The following is a 13,853-nucleotide window of genomic DNA, read 5'->3' as shown; positions in this document are numbered from 1 at the left end:
GAAAGGGTTCAGGCATGTGGCGCGGCGGCGAGCGGCCACGGGCCGTCGAGCACGCGCTCGGTGCGGAAATGGCGGATCAGCCAGGTCGCGCCGTCGGCGGCCGGCGCGAAATCGATGGTCAGCCGCGCGGCGATCAGCTCGGCCGTGCCGTCCGCGTAGCGCGACGCCTGCAGCATGATCCAGCGGCCGCGCGCGCTCGCATGATCGGCGCCGACGTCGATCGACTCCGACGTCAGGAAGTGCAGGTTCGCCGAGAAATGCGGTTCGGGCGGCAGGTAGCGGCGCAGCATCGCGACGATCGCGTCCGTGCCTTCGAGGCGGCCGAACTTGCGCGCGTACTGCGGGCCGATGCCTTCCCACACCGCGTCGGCCGTGAACAGCGCGGCGAGCGCCGGCCCGTCGCCGGCATCCTCCGGCACGTCGCACAGCGCCATGTAGCGCGTGATCGTCGCGCGCACCGCGCGTTCGGCGTCGAGCGTGGCCACGCGCCGCGCGAGCGCGTCGAGCGCTTTGACGGCTTCGCGTGCGTCGGGCGCGTCGCGCGCTTCGAGCGTGCGCGTCGAATCGGGGCCGGTCATCGCGCGCCTCACGCCGCGGATTTCGCGGCGGGCGGCACGGTCAGCGCACGGCCGACCCGCGCCTCGATCTTGCCGTAGCGCCACAGGTTGTATTCACCGACGGGCGTCGTGCGATACAGGTTGCATACCGCGACCGTCGTGTCGAAGTCGGCGACGTCGGCCATGATGTAGAACGTCCACGGCGCGCCGTCGGCCTGGCCGACGACGAGACGGTCGTCATCCATCACGCCGAGTACGCGCACGCCGGGCATCGCCTCGACGGCGGCGAGCATCGCGCCGTACGCTTGCCACACTTCGCCGATCTTCTCGCGCGGCAGGTCGAAGAAGTTTTGCGACACGCCGCAGCAGAACAGCACGCGCAGCGGCAGCGGATTCGAATCGGACATGACAGGTTCTCCTGAAGAATGCGTTGTGCGGCGTCGAAGCGAATCGACGCGGATTACAGATAGCCGGGAAACGGCGTGACGCCGGTGAACACCGCGCCCGCGCCGTCGAAGTTGCCTTCGCCGAGAAACGCATGCTGCGTGACGACCATCGCGTCGCGCAGCAGGCGCTGCAGCGGATGCGTGCGATAGATCGCGGCCGTGCCGCCGAGGCGGTACGCGCGCTCGACGACGCTCGCGCCTTCGCGGGCGATATGCGTGGCCGCGAGCCGCAGCAGGCTGACCTGCTCGGGCGTGACCGGGTTGCCGGCCAGGATCGATTGCCAGACCGAGTCGGTCGCGTCGTAGAAAAACGCGCGCGCCGAGCGCAGCTGCGCTTCGGCCTTCGCGAGCTCGATGCGGAAATACGCGCGATCGGCGAGGCGCGGGGCGCCGGTGGTCGTCTGGCGGCCGCCCGACATCCGGTTCGCGACGTCGAGCGCCGCGCGGGCCAGCCCGAGGTTGACCACGGCGAGCACCTGCGCCGCATATGCGACGGTCGGATAGCGGTACAGCGGCTCGTCGACGGTCGGCTCGCCGCCGCGCACGAAGGTCCACGCGTCGGGCACGAAGCGGTCGTCGATGCGCAGGTCGTGGCTGCCGGTGCCCTGCATGCCGACCACGCTCCAGTTCTCGACGATCTCGACGTCGGCGGCACGGAACACGGCCGTGCGCGGCTTGTTCGGCGCGGCGTCCTGCGCGCCGGGCACCGCGATGCCGACGCCGAGCCAGTCGGCGCCCTTGCAGCCGCTCGCGAATTTCCACGTGCCGTTCACGCGCCAGCCGCCGGGTGCCGCCTGCGCGGGCTGGACCGGGAACAGCCCGCCCGCGAATACCTGGTCGGGGCCGCTCGCGTACAGCTCGGCCTGCGTGGCGAGCGGCAACGCGGCGAGATAGACGTTGGCCGAGCCGAAGCTCGCGACCCACGCGGCCGACCCGTCGGCGGTCGCGATCCGCTCGATCATGTCGAGGAACGCGGTCGGCGCGAGCGCATCGCCGCCGAAGCGGCGCGGCGTGCCCGCGCGATAGATGCCGGCCTCCTTGAACAGCGCGATCACGTCGCGCGGCACGTGCGACAGGCGATCGAATTCGTCGCGGCGCGCGGCGACGGTCTCGATCACCGCGTCGAGCGGCGACACCCGTGCGGCCGCTTCGCGGACTGCATGCGGCGAAGGGGACGCGGCGTCGATGGCGAGGGCGGCGTTGGGCATGAGTGGCTCCTGGGGATGGGGTTCGAAAGACGATGCAATCAGTCTAGAAACGCCGAAAACACGCAGCAATTGGTGCGTAGGGCCGCGCGACTGGTGTGGCTCCGTGCCGGACTAAAGAAATCTTCAGATGCGGGCCGTGCACGCCGGTGCTATGTTGGACATCCGGCCGCGCGACGCCGCGCGCCTTCCACCGAATCCGATCATGAGCTTCCCCGACGAAGACGATTTCCACCGGCTGCTCGACGCATTGACGACCTGCGTGCTGCTGCACGACGCGCAGACCAAGGCGATCGTGTGGGCGAACCGCGCCGCGTGCATCGCGCTCGGCTTTTCCGTCGAGGAGCTGCTGCCGCTGAAGGCACCGGACATGACGCGTCCCGAACCGAAATACCGGCGCGAGATCGGCGTGGGCGCGATGGATCGCGCGATCGCCGAAGGGCGGCCGCAGGTGTACGAGTGGTGCTATCGGTCGCGCACCGGCGTCGACATGCTGTCGGAGGCGATCGCGACGCACGTGCCGCTGCGCGGGCGCGACGTCGTGATGGTGCAGTTCCGCGACATCAGCGCGGAGGAGGCGATCCGTCAGCAGTTGCGCCGCTACGAGGCGCGGCTGCGCGAATTCATGCAGGATCTCGACGAAGGCATCGCGGTCGTGACGCCGAACGGCGGCGCGCAGTTCATCAGCGAGTCGGGGCGCCGCGTGCTCGGGCTCGCGCCCGACGAAGCGCTCGGCGGCGTGCTCGACTACTGCACCGCGGCCGATCGCGACCGGCTCGTCGCGCAGCTGCGCGATGCGCCGTCGACGTGCCCGTCCGAGCCGCAGCGCTACCGCTTCGTGCGGCGCGACGGCTCGGCGTGCTGGCTGCGCATCGTGTGCCGGCAAGTCGAGATCGAAGGCGACCTCGACGGTTTGCTCGTGCATTTCCGCGACGTCAGCGACGAAGTCGCGATCGAGGAGGCGCGCCGCGCCGAAGCGCGCATGCTCGAATACGCGGGCCGCTACAACGCGATGGGCGAAATGGCGACCGTGATCGCGCACGAGCTGAGCCAGCCGCTCGCGGCCGTGCGCAACTTCATCGAGGGTGCGGTGCAGCGGCTGAACACGCGCGGCGCCGTCGACGATGCGATCTGGGGGCTGCGCAGCGCGGACCGGCAGGCCGAGCATGCGGCGCTGATCATCAAGAGCGTGCGCGAGTTCATCGTGAAGCGCGAGCCGGTCGTCGCGCTCGCCGATCTGCGCGAGATCCTCGCCGACGTCGCGTATTTCATCGAGCTGCGTGCGAAGGAAGCGGGCGTGACGGTCGCGATCGTGCAGGCCGACAGGCCGCTGCCGATTCGCTGCGAGCGTGTGCTGATCGGGCAGGTGATCCTGAATCTCGCCTTCAACGCGATCGAGGCGTTCGCCGGCTGCGCGCGCGCGCCGTGCACGCTGACGCTCGGTACCGCTGACGTCGGCGGCCAGGCGGAGCTGCGTGCGATCGACAACGGGCCCGGTATCGCAGAAGGGGCGCACGACCGGCTGTTCGACGGTTTCTCGTCGTCGAAGGCCGGCGGCAACGGGATCGGGCTGTCGCTGTGCAAGAGCATCGTCACGCGCCATGGCGGGCGCATCGGCGCGAGCCCGGCCGAAGGCGGCGGGCTCGACTGCCGCGTGACGCTGCCGCTTGTCGGTACGCAGGCGTAACCGGTGCGTCGGGGCGCAAGCGTGACGTGCGCCACGCACGTCGCGCACATCACGCACATCACGCACATCACGCACATCACGCACATCACGCACATCACGCACATCACGCACATCACGCACATCACGCACATCGCAGCCAGACAGCGACGCGCGGCACACGATCAGCGCCCCAGCGCCCGCGCGGTCTGGCCGCCGATCCCGAAGTCGGTGCTCGGGATGTCCTTGATGATCACGCGCGTCGCCTGCAATGGCGCATCGAGCACGTTCGCGCCGGCGTCGGACAGCGCGGCGATCAGCGCGCGTTTCTGCGCGTCGGTGCGGCCGGCGATCAGGATCGCGACGATCACCGGCAGCGACGGCGGTGCGCCATCGGCGGCCGTGCGGCCGCCAAGGCCGATGTGCGTGGCGGGCAATTCGGTGAGCAGTACGCGCACCGATTCGAGCGGTGCGCCGATCGCGTCGACGGTCGCGCCGCTGAGCCGCGCGATCAGCTCGGCCTTGCGCGCGTCGTCGTGGCCGGCCGGCAGGAAAACTTCGAGTGTGGGCATGGTCGTCCGGAAAGGTGAAGGTGGCCGCATCACCGTTCCGATCGCGCCGAGTGATTCGGCCGAACCGATCGGACGGACGACCGTTTCCGCATTCGAGTGTGAGCATGAGCGTCCCGAAAGGTGAAGGTGGCCGCCTCACCGTTGCGCTGGCGACAGCGAAGCGGCGGCCGCTTACAGCAGGAAGCCGATCGCGCTGAGCGCTTCGGTCGAGTCGATCAGGCGCACAATCTTCCCGGCGATCCGCAATTCGCCGCCGGCGTCGATGTGCAGCTTGTGCGTGACGTCGGCCGCGAACAGCGTCGCGACGCCGCGCTTGTACGCGACGACGACCTGCGCGGATTTCAGCTCGACCATGCCGGCGCTGCTGCTCTCCAGCGTGAAGCGCGACACGGTGCGCACCGTGCGCGCCGCGTCTGTCGCCGACGCCGAGTAACCGGACAGCATCCGCTGCACGCGCTTCTCGCGCATGTCCTGGTCGTCGAACACGTAGTTGAGCGTCGCCGCGAAGTCGGTCGCGTCGGGATCGATCGGCACCACGTAGTGACCGGCCGGGTCCCACAGGTCGAGCCACGCACGATAGTCGCGGCGGTCGAGCAACTCGGCTTCGCGCCACACGAATTCGACCGCGCGGGCGAAGGTCTGCTCGGAAAAGAGGGCGTTGCGGTCGTCCATTACTGTTGCTCCATCATCTTGCGCCATTGCTGGTAGGCCTCGCGCATGCCCGTCTCGTCGGTCGCATGCGCGGTCTTTTCGCCGTTCGCGGCGGTCGTCTCGCGGTTCAGCCCGCGGTTCACGAGGATCGGCACGTCCGGCCCCGCATGCGCGCCGCGCTGCACGCGCTCCCACGCTTCCGCGTCGTCGGGGCTGCCGAAGCCGAACGGGCCCTGGAAATGCTCGTGAATCCGCAGCCGCTCGCGATTCGCTTCGTCCGGGCCGCCGTCCATCGCGAGCGCGACGTGACGGATCTCGGTTTCGTTCGCGGAGATCGGCCGCAGCACGCGGAAGAACGCCATCGACAGCGCGAGGTTCGGGAACAGGTTCAGGTTGAAGCCGACCCCCATCAGCGAGCGCACGATGCGACGCACTTCGTCCGGCGTGTGGCGCTCGGCGAGCTTCGCCGCGAGCGGCGCGAAGCGCTCGGGCAGCGGCGCGCCGTCGTCCTGGTCGAGATCGATCAGCTCGGGCATCAGCACCGCGAGGCTGTGACCGTTGCCGAGCCCGCGGCAGAAGGCGTCCTCGCTCGTCATGAAGCTCGTGATCGCGGCCGCCGTTTCGTCGTCGATCGACTTCATCCACGACTTGTGCACGACGGGGAAGTGATAGAGGTCGGTCGTGTTCTCGAGCTGGATCTTCCAGTTGCCCTTGAACTTGAACTTGTGCTCGCCGTTCGCCTTGATCGGGTAGCCGGCACCCTGCTTCATGAACAGGTCGATCCACGGCTTCGCGCCGCCGAGGAAATCCTCGAGCGGTTCGATGGCGTCGTTGAAGCTCGCGAAGATCAGCCCCTGGTACACGCCCACGCGCAGCTTCACGAGCGGCAGGTCGCCTTTCTCGCACACGCCTTCGTAGCCGTCGCCGTACGGCAGCGCGCGCAGCGTGCCGTCGAGCGCGTACGACCAGCTGTGATACGGGCACGTGAAGCCCTTCGCGTTGCCCTTGTGCGATTCGCACACGGTCGCGCCGCGGTGGCGGCAGCGGTTCTGCAGCACGTTGATCTCGCCGGTCCTGTCGCGCACGACGATCACCGGCTGGCGGCCGATCGTCGTCGTGACGAAGTCGCCCGGGTTCGGCAGCTCGCTCTCGTGCGCGACCCAGATCCAGGTGCGGTAGAAGATGCGGTCGAGCTCGGCCTCGAACAGCGCGGGGTCGTGATACATCGCGGGCGCGATGCGGTCGGGCTGCGCGAAGCCGTGCAACGCGCGGGTGTCGATCGTCTGGGTGGGAATGTCGCTCATCGTCGTCGTGGGGAAAGAGTCGCGAAATCGGGCCGCGTCGCGCGCGGCATCGGGTACCCAGTCTCGTCTTCCGCTACATATCCGTCAAATTGATCTAAAATTGTCAATCAAATAAATGCGGCAAATGATGGAGGTCACGATGACATCGGTCGATCATCTCGATCTGAACCTGTTGCGGGTGTTCCAGGCGATCGTCGAGGAGCGCAGCCTGACCAAGGCCGGCGAGCGGCTCGCGCTGTCGCAGCCGGCCGTCAGCTATTCGCTCGGGCGGCTGCGCACACTGTTCGACGATCCGCTGTTCGTGCGCACGCGCGCGGGGATGCAGCCGACGCCGGTCGCGCTCGAACTCGCGGGGATCGTCGGCAAGGCGCTCGACATGGTGCGCGTCGCGCTGCGCTATGCGGAGCGTTTCGATCCGGCGTCGAGCACGCGCACGTTCCGGCTGTCGCTGTCGGATGCGGGCGAGATGGCGTACCTGCCGGCGATCTGCCAGGCGCTGCGCGAACGCGCGCCGCGCGTGACGCTGAGCGTGCAGCCGCTGCCGGTGGAGGAGATCGAGGAGGCGCTGCGCGCGAGCCGGCTGGACTTCGCGATCGGCAACCTGCCGGAGCTGATGCCGCGCACGCGCCACCAGCTGCTGTTCGAGGAAACCTACGTGTGCATGACGGGGCGCCGGCGCGGGCTGCCGGCCGGCGCGGCGCTGAGCCTCGAGCAGTTCGTGCGCGCCGCGCACGTCAACGTGAAATCGGTCGAGCACAGCCACCACGCGCTCGACGACGCGTTGCGCGCGCAGGGCGTGGGCCGCAACATCGCGCTCGAAGTGCCGCACTTCGTCGCGCTGCCGAGCGTGCTGTCGGTCACCGATCTCTATGCGACGCTGCCGAAGCGGCTCGCGCGGATCCTGAACCGCGACAACGCGTTCCGGTTGTACGAACTGCCGGTCACGCTGCCGCCCGCGCCGGTCACGATGCACTGGCACGAGCATTTTCACGAGGACGAGGGGATCGCGTGGATGCGCGCGCTGCTCGCTGAGATCGTCGAGCGGTTCGACGCGTGACGATCGGGCGGCGCGCCGGGGCGGCTCTGCGTGCCGCCAGCGCAACGGCGCAACGGCGCACCGGCGCGTCGGCGCATCGACGCATCGGTCGATCAGTCGATCAGCGCCGCAGCACGTCAGCGTCCGCCGCGCATCACAGATCGAGGACGAGCACCGCCGAGCGCGCCCGCGACACGCAGCAGCAGATCACCGTGTTGCTCGCGCGCTCGGCCTTGCTGAGGCAGTGGTCGCGATGATCGGGCTCGCCGTCGAGCACCGGCACCAAGCAGGTGCCGCACACGCCTTCGCCGCATGACGTATCGACCTCGATGCCGATGCGCGCGAGCGCGTCGACGATCGACGTGCCGGGCGCGACGCGCACTGCTTGACCGCTGCGCTGCAGCCGCACTTCGAAGCCTTCCGCCTGGGCGGCATCGACAGCGGCGTCGGCCGCGACGGGTTCCGCCGCGAAGCGTTCGAGATGAATCGCGTCTTCCGGAAGCCGCGTGGCCGCCGCCGCGACGACGGCATCCATGAATGGCCCGGGCCCGCACGTATAGACGTGCGCTTTCGCGTCGATCGACTCGACGCAGCGGCCCAGTTCGGCCGCGAGCGCATCGGGCCCGATCCCGTAATGGAAGGTCACGCGAGACGCGAACGGTTCGGCCGACAGTTCGTCGACGAAGGCCGCGTGTTCACGGCTGCGCGCGAAGTAGTGCAACCGGTAACGCGCGCCGCGCTGCTCGAGCGCGTATGCCATCGACAGCAGCGGCGTGATGCCGATCCCGGCTGCGACCAGCACATGCTCGCTCGCGTCGTCCGCCAGACGAAACAGGTTGCGCGGCGCGCCGATCGACAGCTCTGCGCCGACGCGCACGTCGTCGTGCAGCGAGCGCGAGCCGCCGCGCGACTGCGCTTCCTTCTTCACCGCGAACAGATAGCTGCCGCGCTCGTCGGGACGGCCGCACAGCGAGTATTGCCGCGTGACGCCGGACGGCGCGGTGACGTCGATATGGGCGCCCGGCTCGTACGCGTCGAACGGCTGGCCGTCGACGCGCGAGACCCGGAAACAGCGGATGTCCTGCGCCGCGTCGATCAGCGCGTCGATCCGGACCTGGTGGCGGTTCGCTTGCATGGGGTGTTCCGTGGGGGAGGGAGAAACCGGCGCGGCTAGTGCAGCGCCGTCATGCAACCGAGGATAAGGACGGGCATCGCATAAATCAAATCGATAAAAAAGCGATTCCAGAATCAGTGACATGGATGATGGTCGGCGGTCAGCGTGGCGGCCGCGGCGTCGACGATCGCGCAGGCGGTGCGCCGAACACGCGATCGCTGAACCGCGCGACTTCAGCGTGCGGCAACGGCGTTGCCGCCGTCGACGGCCGCATCAGCGGAAGCCGACGCCGACCAGCGCGACTTCAGCGTGCGGCGACGGCGCTGCCGCCGTCGACGGCCGCATCAGCCGAAGCCGACGCCGACGTATGGCCGCGTTCGCGCTCAAGGCTGCGTCGATACTGCCGGCAGCCGACGGCCAGCAGCAATGCGGCGAGCGTGGCCGCCGCGACGTTCACGATCGACATCGAATGGCCGACCGCCGCCGGCGCGCCGAACACGCGATCGGTGAACAGCGCGACGACGGTCGTGCCGATCCCGAGCGCGATCAGGTTCGACACGAGCAGGAACAGCGCGGAGATCTGCGCGCGCATCTGGTTCGGTGCGAGCGTCTGCATCGCGGCGGTCGACGTCGGCATCGGGAACGACGCGAAGAACATCGCGACGACCAGCATCGCGAGCGACGCCGGCAGGCTGTCGAGCTGCGTGAACAGCGTCGCGGGGATCACCATGCATGCGGCGCCGATCGCGCCTGCGCGCATCGGCGCATCGGTGCGGCCGCGGCGCAGCAGCCAGTCGTTGAGCCAGCCGCCGCAGAACACGCCGGCGGTATTCGCGACGAGCAGCACGACGCCGAGCGTGTAGCCGGCTTCGACGGCGGTCATCCCGAAGCGGCGGATATAGAACGCGGGCGTCCAGCTCAGCAGGCAGTACAGCGTCATCGCATAGAACGAGAAGCCGAGGTAGTGGCACGCGAAGGTCGCGCGATGCGTGCCGACGAAGCGCAGCGAATCGCGCATCGACACGCGCCGCACGGCGCCCGAGCGGTCCTGCGCGAGCCCCTTGCGCTGCGGGTCGCGCACGGTCGCGGCGAACAGCAGCGCGACGAGAATCCCCGGCAGCCCGACGATCAGGAACGTGACCTGCCACGCATGCACCTGCCCGACGACCGGCAGCGTGAACGCGCTCGCATGCTTGAGCAGCGCGATCACGTAGCCGCCGATCAGGAACGCGACGCCGCCGCCGATGAACGAGCCGAGCGAATACACGGCGATCGCGCGGCCGAGCTTCTCCTTCGGGAAGTAGTCGGCGAGCATCGAGTACGCGCCGGGCGACAGCGCGGCCTCGCCGACGCCGACCCCCATCCGCGCGATGAACATCTGCACGAACTGCTGGCTGAGCCCGCACGCGGCGGTCGCGACGCTCCACAGCGCGATGCCGAGCGCGATGATGCGCGGGCGCGCGTAGCGGTCGGCGAGATACGCGACGGGCAGGCCCATCACCGCGTAGAACAGCGAGAACGCGAAGCCGTTGAGCAGGCTGAACTGCGTATCGGTCAGGTGCAGGTCGCGCTTGATCGGTTCGATCATCAGGACGAGCACCTGGCGATCGACGAACGAAAAGACATACGCGAGCATGCAGATGACGACGACATACCATTCGTACGTATAGCGCTTGCCGTCGGCAGCGCGGGCCGTGGGTGCGGACATGCGGATTCTCCAGGAGCGGGCGGTGGAAAAGCGCGGCGCGGGCCTCGCGGGCCGGGCGCCGTCGCGGCGCGAAAGCGTGCGGGTGACACGATCAGAGACGCAGCGTAGTCGGCCAAATTCGGCCGCCATAGCCGGAGTGACAGCCGCGCCACAGGGACATTTACGGACGCGGATAAAGAAAACACCGAGGTCGTGCGCGCGGGCCGCCGCGCGGCGCACGTGCGGCGGTGCATGCGCGCATCATGCGGTGCGTCTATAAGCGTTATAGAGCGCATTGCGTCGACGTCCGAAATTGTCGTTCCTAGACTCGGCCCGTTTTTGATCGGCAGCGTTCGCATCCGAAAGCGAACGCGCTTCATGTCAAACGGCGCGTTGCCGACAAGCGCCGGCATTTCCACGGGACGACGAAGATGAACCATTCGAACGGGCGGGCCGACCGGCTTGCCGTACCGCTTGCCACGCTGGCGGCCGCGCTCCTTGCGTGCGCATCGCTGCCGGCTGTCGCGCAATCGAGCGTGACGCTCTACGGTCGCATCGACACCGCGATCGAATATGCGAACGCCGGGCCGAACCACGTGACGCGCATGGGCAGCGGCAATCTGTGGGCGTCGCAGTGGGGGCTGAAGGGTGTCGAGGATCTCGGCGGCGGCTACGCGACGATCTTCAAGCTCGAGGACGGCTTCAATGCGGCGAGCGGCGCACTGTCGAACAGCAGCGCGCTGTTCGGCCGCGAGGCGTGGGTCGGCATCACCGGGCCGTTCGGCGGCGTGCAGTTCGGCGAGCTCTACACGATCGTGCACACGACGCTCGTCACGTACAGCCTGCCCGGGCTCGGCGCGGGCCTCGCATGGGGCAACGCGACGAACAACTTCGTCGGCCCCGCGTTCCTGCGCGTGCGCAACTCGATGCGCTACACGTCGCCGCGTTACGCGGGCTTCATGCTGCGCGCGATGGCCGCGCGCGGCACCAACGGCGCGGCCGGCCAGCCGGCGACGCTCGGCGACACGTACGGCGCGGGCCTCAACTACGTGCGCGGCGGGTTGTCGGTCGACGTCGACTACATGCAGCAGAAGTTCAGCCCGGTGGCGGCACCCGCGCTCGGCGTCACCAGTTCGGCCGCGAACGGCAGCTACACGGTCGGCGCGATCTCGTACGACTTCAACGTCGTGAAGGTCGCCGCGCTGTACATGCGGCATCGCGGCGGCCCCGACGTCGCGGCCGCGATCGACAGCCAGAGCGCGTATCCGCACAGCGACACGATGGAACTCAGCGCGACGGTGCCGATCGGGCGCGCGTCGCTGCTGCTGAGCATCGGCCACTACCGGAAGGTCGCCGACAGCGACGGCAACGCCGATTCGTACGGCATCCGCTTCGACTATCCGCTGTCGAAGCGCACGGTGCTGTACACGGGCGCTGCGATGGTGCGCAACGGCGCGCACGCGCGCTTCGTCGTCAATGGCGCGGCGGGCGGCGGCGTCGCGGTCGCGAAACCCGGCGCGACCGCCAGCTCGATCGTCGCGGGCATCCTCACGGCGTTCTGACCGCCGAGGTCGGCCTGCGCCCGCCCGCGCCGCTATGCGCAGGCGGGCGGCTGCGGCGCGAGCCATGCGTCGAACGGCGCCTGCCGGCCGATGTCGAACAGCTCCAGCAGCAGCGCGCGCAGCCAGCGATGGCCCGGGTCCGCGTCGAAGCGCCGGTGCCAGTACGCGTTGACGGCCCATTCGCCGGCGCCCGCGATCTCGTAGAGCGTGCACGGCTGGCGCGCCGCGAACGTGAGCGCGACGGTCTCCGGCAGGATCAGCGCGTAATCGCCGTGTTCGAGCAGCGTCGGCACCACCATGAAGTCGGGCAGCGCCGCCCGCACGCGCGGCATCAGGCCGTGCCGCTCCAGCAGCTGCATCGATTGCGGATGCGCGGTCACCGCGACGAAGCGCAGCGCGTCCGGCGCGTCGCCGTCGAGCACGAAGCCGCCGGGTAGCGCGAGGCGCTGCGCGGTGCGGCGCGGCATCAGCAGCACGCAGCGTTCGTGCAGCAGCGCGGTACGCTGGAAATGGCTCGATGCATCCGCGAAATGCCCGAGCGCGAAGTCGATGCGGCCCGATTCGAGCGCGACGTTGAGCTGGCATTCGTCGACATGCAGCGTCTCGATCACCGCGCCCGGCGCGCGCCGGTCGAATGCCGCGAGCAGCGTCGGCAGGAACGCGCTTGCCGCGAAGTCGCTCATGTGCAGCCGGAACACGCGCTGGGTGCTGTCCGGCGCGAAGCGCGAGCCTTCGTCGAGCACGTCCTGCAGGATCGCGAGCGCCTTGTCGACCGATAGTGCGAGCCGTTGCGCGCGCGGCGTCGGCTCGACGCCGGTGCCGGTGCGCACGAACAGCGCGTCGCGAAACATCAGGCGCAGCCGGCCGAGCGCGTAGCTCACCGACGGCTGCGTGACGCCCAGCCGCAACCCTGCGCGGCCGACGTGCCGTTCTTCGTACACCGCGCGAAACGTCTTCAGCAGATTCAGGTCGAGGTCCTGCACGCGCAGGCCGTCGGGCGCGTCTGCGTCGTGCGCCGCGGGTTCGGGGCGGGCCGGCGGCCGGCCGGTGGCGGAGTGCGTCATGGTGCTTGCCTCGCGGTGACGGAAGGCAGGTGGCCGTAACGCCGCGCATACGCCTTCGCGAAATGGCCGAAGCCGTGAATGCCGTGCGCGATCAGCACGTCGGTCACGCTGCGCGCGTCGCCGCGCTGCAGCGCGGCGTGCACCGCGGCCAGCCGGCGCTCGCGCACGTAGGCGGCCGGCGTGGTGTTCAGGAACGCGCGGAACGCATGCTGGAGCGTGCGCGGCGCGACGCCCGCGACGGCCGCGAGCGCGGCGAGCGCGAGCGGGTCGCCCAGGTGCGTGTCGACGTGGTCGCACGCGCGGCGCACGTGCGCCGGCAGCGGCGGCGTGCCGCGCGCGAGCGCGGCGCTGTACGAATGCGGCAGGTGCGTGAGCAGCAGCGCCATCAGCCACGCAGTGAGATCGGCGCCGAACGTCGTGATCGACGTGCCGATCCCCGGCTGCGCGCCGAGCCGGCACAGGTATTCGAAGGTCGGCAGCACGAGCGCGGCGCCCGCGCCGTTGCCGCCGGCCGCGAGATCGAACTGCAGCGGCCGCGTGAGCGTCGTGTGCAGCATGTCCTGCAGCTTGCGCTCGAGTGCGCCGCGTTCGAGCCGCAGCACCAGGTTGCGGCAATCGGGGCTCGTGCTCAGGCGGCTCGCGAGCGCCGGCGACGACACGGTCAGCTGGCCCGGCCCGGCGCGTGCGACCACGTCGCCGGCCTGCAGCTCACATGCGCCCGACAGCGTCAGCCGGAACAGGAAATGCCCGGCATCGTCGCCGAACTCGATGCGCGTCTCGCGGCCGTAGCAGAGCTCGAGCAGTGCGCCGTGATGCAGCGGCACCTCGTACAGCTCCGCATGAAACGGATCGCGGCCGTGCGCGGCCATCCGGTGCGGCCCGAGCCGGTGCGCGACCGCGCGTTCGACTTCGTCGGGCGCATGCAGCGTGCCGAGCCGGTTCGGCGCATGTCGGGAAAGGGCGATATCCATGCGGTGGCCTCGTGTCGGATG

The 13,853-nt window shown here is 69.6% G+C and carries 13 protein-coding genes; 3 read left to right on the top strand and 10 right to left on the bottom strand.

Translation table 11 applies throughout. The features are described 5' to 3' along the window. Positions 1-8 precede the first annotated feature (8 nt). The 3 genes from U4Y91_RS00710 to U4Y91_RS00700 are packed head-to-tail and all read right to left on the bottom strand — an operon-like array spanning position 9 to position 2,211. Positions 9-578: a nuclear transport factor 2 family protein gene (locus U4Y91_RS00710; RefSeq protein ID WP_321802556.1), complete on the bottom strand. Its 570-nt coding sequence runs from the start codon at positions 576-578 to the stop codon at positions 9-11. 8 nt (positions 579-586) lie between these two features. Then, positions 587-964 (bottom strand): hypothetical protein, encoded by a 378-nt coding sequence (locus tag U4Y91_RS00705; RefSeq protein WP_131931645.1) that lies wholly within the window; start codon positions 962-964, stop codon positions 587-589. Positions 965-1,017: 53 nt separating this feature from the next. Then, positions 1,018-2,211: an acyl-CoA dehydrogenase family protein gene (locus tag U4Y91_RS00700; RefSeq protein ID WP_321802553.1), complete on the bottom strand. Its 1,194-nt coding sequence runs from the start codon at positions 2,209-2,211 to the stop codon at positions 1,018-1,020. Positions 2,212-2,338: 127 nt separating this feature from the next. Between U4Y91_RS00700 and U4Y91_RS00695 the strand changes: the two genes are divergently transcribed. Next, positions 2,339-3,895, top strand: a complete 1,557-nt coding sequence (locus U4Y91_RS00695; protein WP_321802552.1) for an ATP-binding protein — start codon at positions 2,339-2,341, stop codon at positions 3,893-3,895. Between the two features lie 161 nt (positions 3,896-4,056). On the opposite strand, the gene U4Y91_RS00690 is transcribed toward U4Y91_RS00695, so the two are convergent. From U4Y91_RS00690 to U4Y91_RS00680, 3 genes are all read right to left on the bottom strand, one after another. Beyond that, entirely contained in the window at positions 4,057-4,443 is a 387-nt protein-coding gene (locus tag U4Y91_RS00690) for a tautomerase family protein (protein ID WP_321802550.1), read from the bottom strand. A 171-nt stretch (positions 4,444-4,614) separates the two neighbouring features. Next, a complete protein-coding gene (locus U4Y91_RS00685; protein WP_321802548.1) occupies positions 4,615-5,115 on the bottom strand; it encodes an aromatic-ring-hydroxylating dioxygenase subunit beta in 501 nt (166 codons plus the stop codon). Beyond that, positions 5,115-6,398, bottom strand: a complete 1,284-nt coding sequence (locus U4Y91_RS00680; protein ID WP_044845359.1) for an aromatic ring-hydroxylating oxygenase subunit alpha — start codon at positions 6,396-6,398, stop codon at positions 5,115-5,117. Before U4Y91_RS00680 ends, U4Y91_RS00685 begins: the two co-directional genes overlap by 1 nt. Positions 6,399-6,537: 139 nt before the next feature. Here U4Y91_RS00680 and U4Y91_RS00675 point away from each other — a divergent pair, with 139 nt between their 5' ends. After that, positions 6,538-7,455 (top strand): LysR family transcriptional regulator, encoded by a 918-nt coding sequence (locus U4Y91_RS00675; protein ID WP_321796525.1) that lies wholly within the window; start codon positions 6,538-6,540, stop codon positions 7,453-7,455. A gap of 133 nt (positions 7,456-7,588) precedes the next feature. Here the strand turns inward: U4Y91_RS00675 and U4Y91_RS00670 are convergent, their stop codons facing one another. Further along, positions 7,589-8,569: a PDR/VanB family oxidoreductase gene (locus tag U4Y91_RS00670; RefSeq protein WP_321802546.1), complete on the bottom strand. Its 981-nt coding sequence runs from the start codon at positions 8,567-8,569 to the stop codon at positions 7,589-7,591. A gap of 283 nt (positions 8,570-8,852) precedes the next feature. After that, positions 8,853-10,256, bottom strand: a complete 1,404-nt coding sequence (locus tag U4Y91_RS00665; RefSeq protein WP_321802544.1) for an MFS transporter — start codon at positions 10,254-10,256, stop codon at positions 8,853-8,855. Between the two features lie 410 nt (positions 10,257-10,666). Here U4Y91_RS00665 and U4Y91_RS00660 point away from each other — a divergent pair, with 410 nt between their 5' ends. Next, a complete protein-coding gene (locus tag U4Y91_RS00660; RefSeq protein WP_321802543.1) occupies positions 10,667-11,797 on the top strand; it encodes a porin in 1,131 nt (376 codons plus the stop codon). 32 nt (positions 11,798-11,829) lie between these two features. Here U4Y91_RS00660 and U4Y91_RS00655 read toward each other — a convergent pair whose 3' ends face one another. Further along, positions 11,830-12,861, bottom strand: coding sequence for a LysR substrate-binding domain-containing protein (locus U4Y91_RS00655; RefSeq protein WP_321802541.1), 1,032 nt, complete (start codon positions 12,859-12,861; stop codon positions 11,830-11,832). Then, positions 12,858-13,832, bottom strand: a complete 975-nt coding sequence (locus tag U4Y91_RS00650; RefSeq protein WP_321802540.1) for an AraC family transcriptional regulator — start codon at positions 13,830-13,832, stop codon at positions 12,858-12,860. The genes U4Y91_RS00655 and U4Y91_RS00650 overlap by 4 nt, the downstream gene beginning before the upstream one ends. Positions 13,833-13,853 lie beyond the last annotated feature (21 nt).

It is taken from the genome of Burkholderia sp. BCC1993, from assembly GCF_905339865.1.
Taxonomy (GTDB): Bacteria; Pseudomonadota; Gammaproteobacteria; order Burkholderiales; family Burkholderiaceae; genus Burkholderia.
Note: the sequence above shows the minus strand (reverse complement) of the source record. Positions and strands in the feature narration are given on the sequence as shown.

What these genes read in the sequence shown, in the direction of transcription:
- U4Y91_RS00650 (WP_321802540.1), bottom strand. Translation starts at nt 13,832, where the DNA reads ATGGATATCGCCCTTTCCCGACATGCGCCGAACCGGCTCGGCACGCTG.
- U4Y91_RS00685 (WP_321802548.1), bottom strand. Translation starts at nt 5,115, where the DNA reads ATGGACGACCGCAACGCCCTCTTTTCCGAGCAGACCTTCGCCCGCGCG.
- U4Y91_RS00695 (WP_321802552.1), top strand. Translation starts at nt 2,339, where the DNA reads ATGCGGGCCGTGCACGCCGGTGCTATGTTGGACATCCGGCCGCGCGAC.
- U4Y91_RS00705 (WP_131931645.1), bottom strand. Translation starts at nt 964, where the DNA reads ATGTCCGATTCGAATCCGCTGCCGCTGCGCGTGCTGTTCTGCTGCGGC.
- U4Y91_RS00660 (WP_321802543.1), top strand. Translation starts at nt 10,667, where the DNA reads ATGAACCATTCGAACGGGCGGGCCGACCGGCTTGCCGTACCGCTTGCC.
- U4Y91_RS00690 (WP_321802550.1), bottom strand. Translation starts at nt 4,443, where the DNA reads ATGCCCACACTCGAAGTTTTCCTGCCGGCCGGCCACGACGACGCGCGC.
- U4Y91_RS00680 (WP_044845359.1), bottom strand. Translation starts at nt 6,398, where the DNA reads ATGAGCGACATTCCCACCCAGACGATCGACACCCGCGCGTTGCACGGC.
- U4Y91_RS00675 (WP_321796525.1), top strand. Translation starts at nt 6,538, where the DNA reads ATGACATCGGTCGATCATCTCGATCTGAACCTGTTGCGGGTGTTCCAG.
- U4Y91_RS00700 (WP_321802553.1), bottom strand. Translation starts at nt 2,211, where the DNA reads ATGCCCAACGCCGCCCTCGCCATCGACGCCGCGTCCCCTTCGCCGCAT.
- U4Y91_RS00710 (WP_321802556.1), bottom strand. Translation starts at nt 578, where the DNA reads ATGACCGGCCCCGATTCGACGCGCACGCTCGAAGCGCGCGACGCGCCC.
- U4Y91_RS00670 (WP_321802546.1), bottom strand. Translation starts at nt 8,569, where the DNA reads ATGCAAGCGAACCGCCACCAGGTCCGGATCGACGCGCTGATCGACGCG.
- U4Y91_RS00655 (WP_321802541.1), bottom strand. Translation starts at nt 12,861, where the DNA reads ATGACGCACTCCGCCACCGGCCGGCCGCCGGCCCGCCCCGAACCCGCG.
- U4Y91_RS00665 (WP_321802544.1), bottom strand. Translation starts at nt 10,256, where the DNA reads ATGTCCGCACCCACGGCCCGCGCTGCCGACGGCAAGCGCTATACGTAC.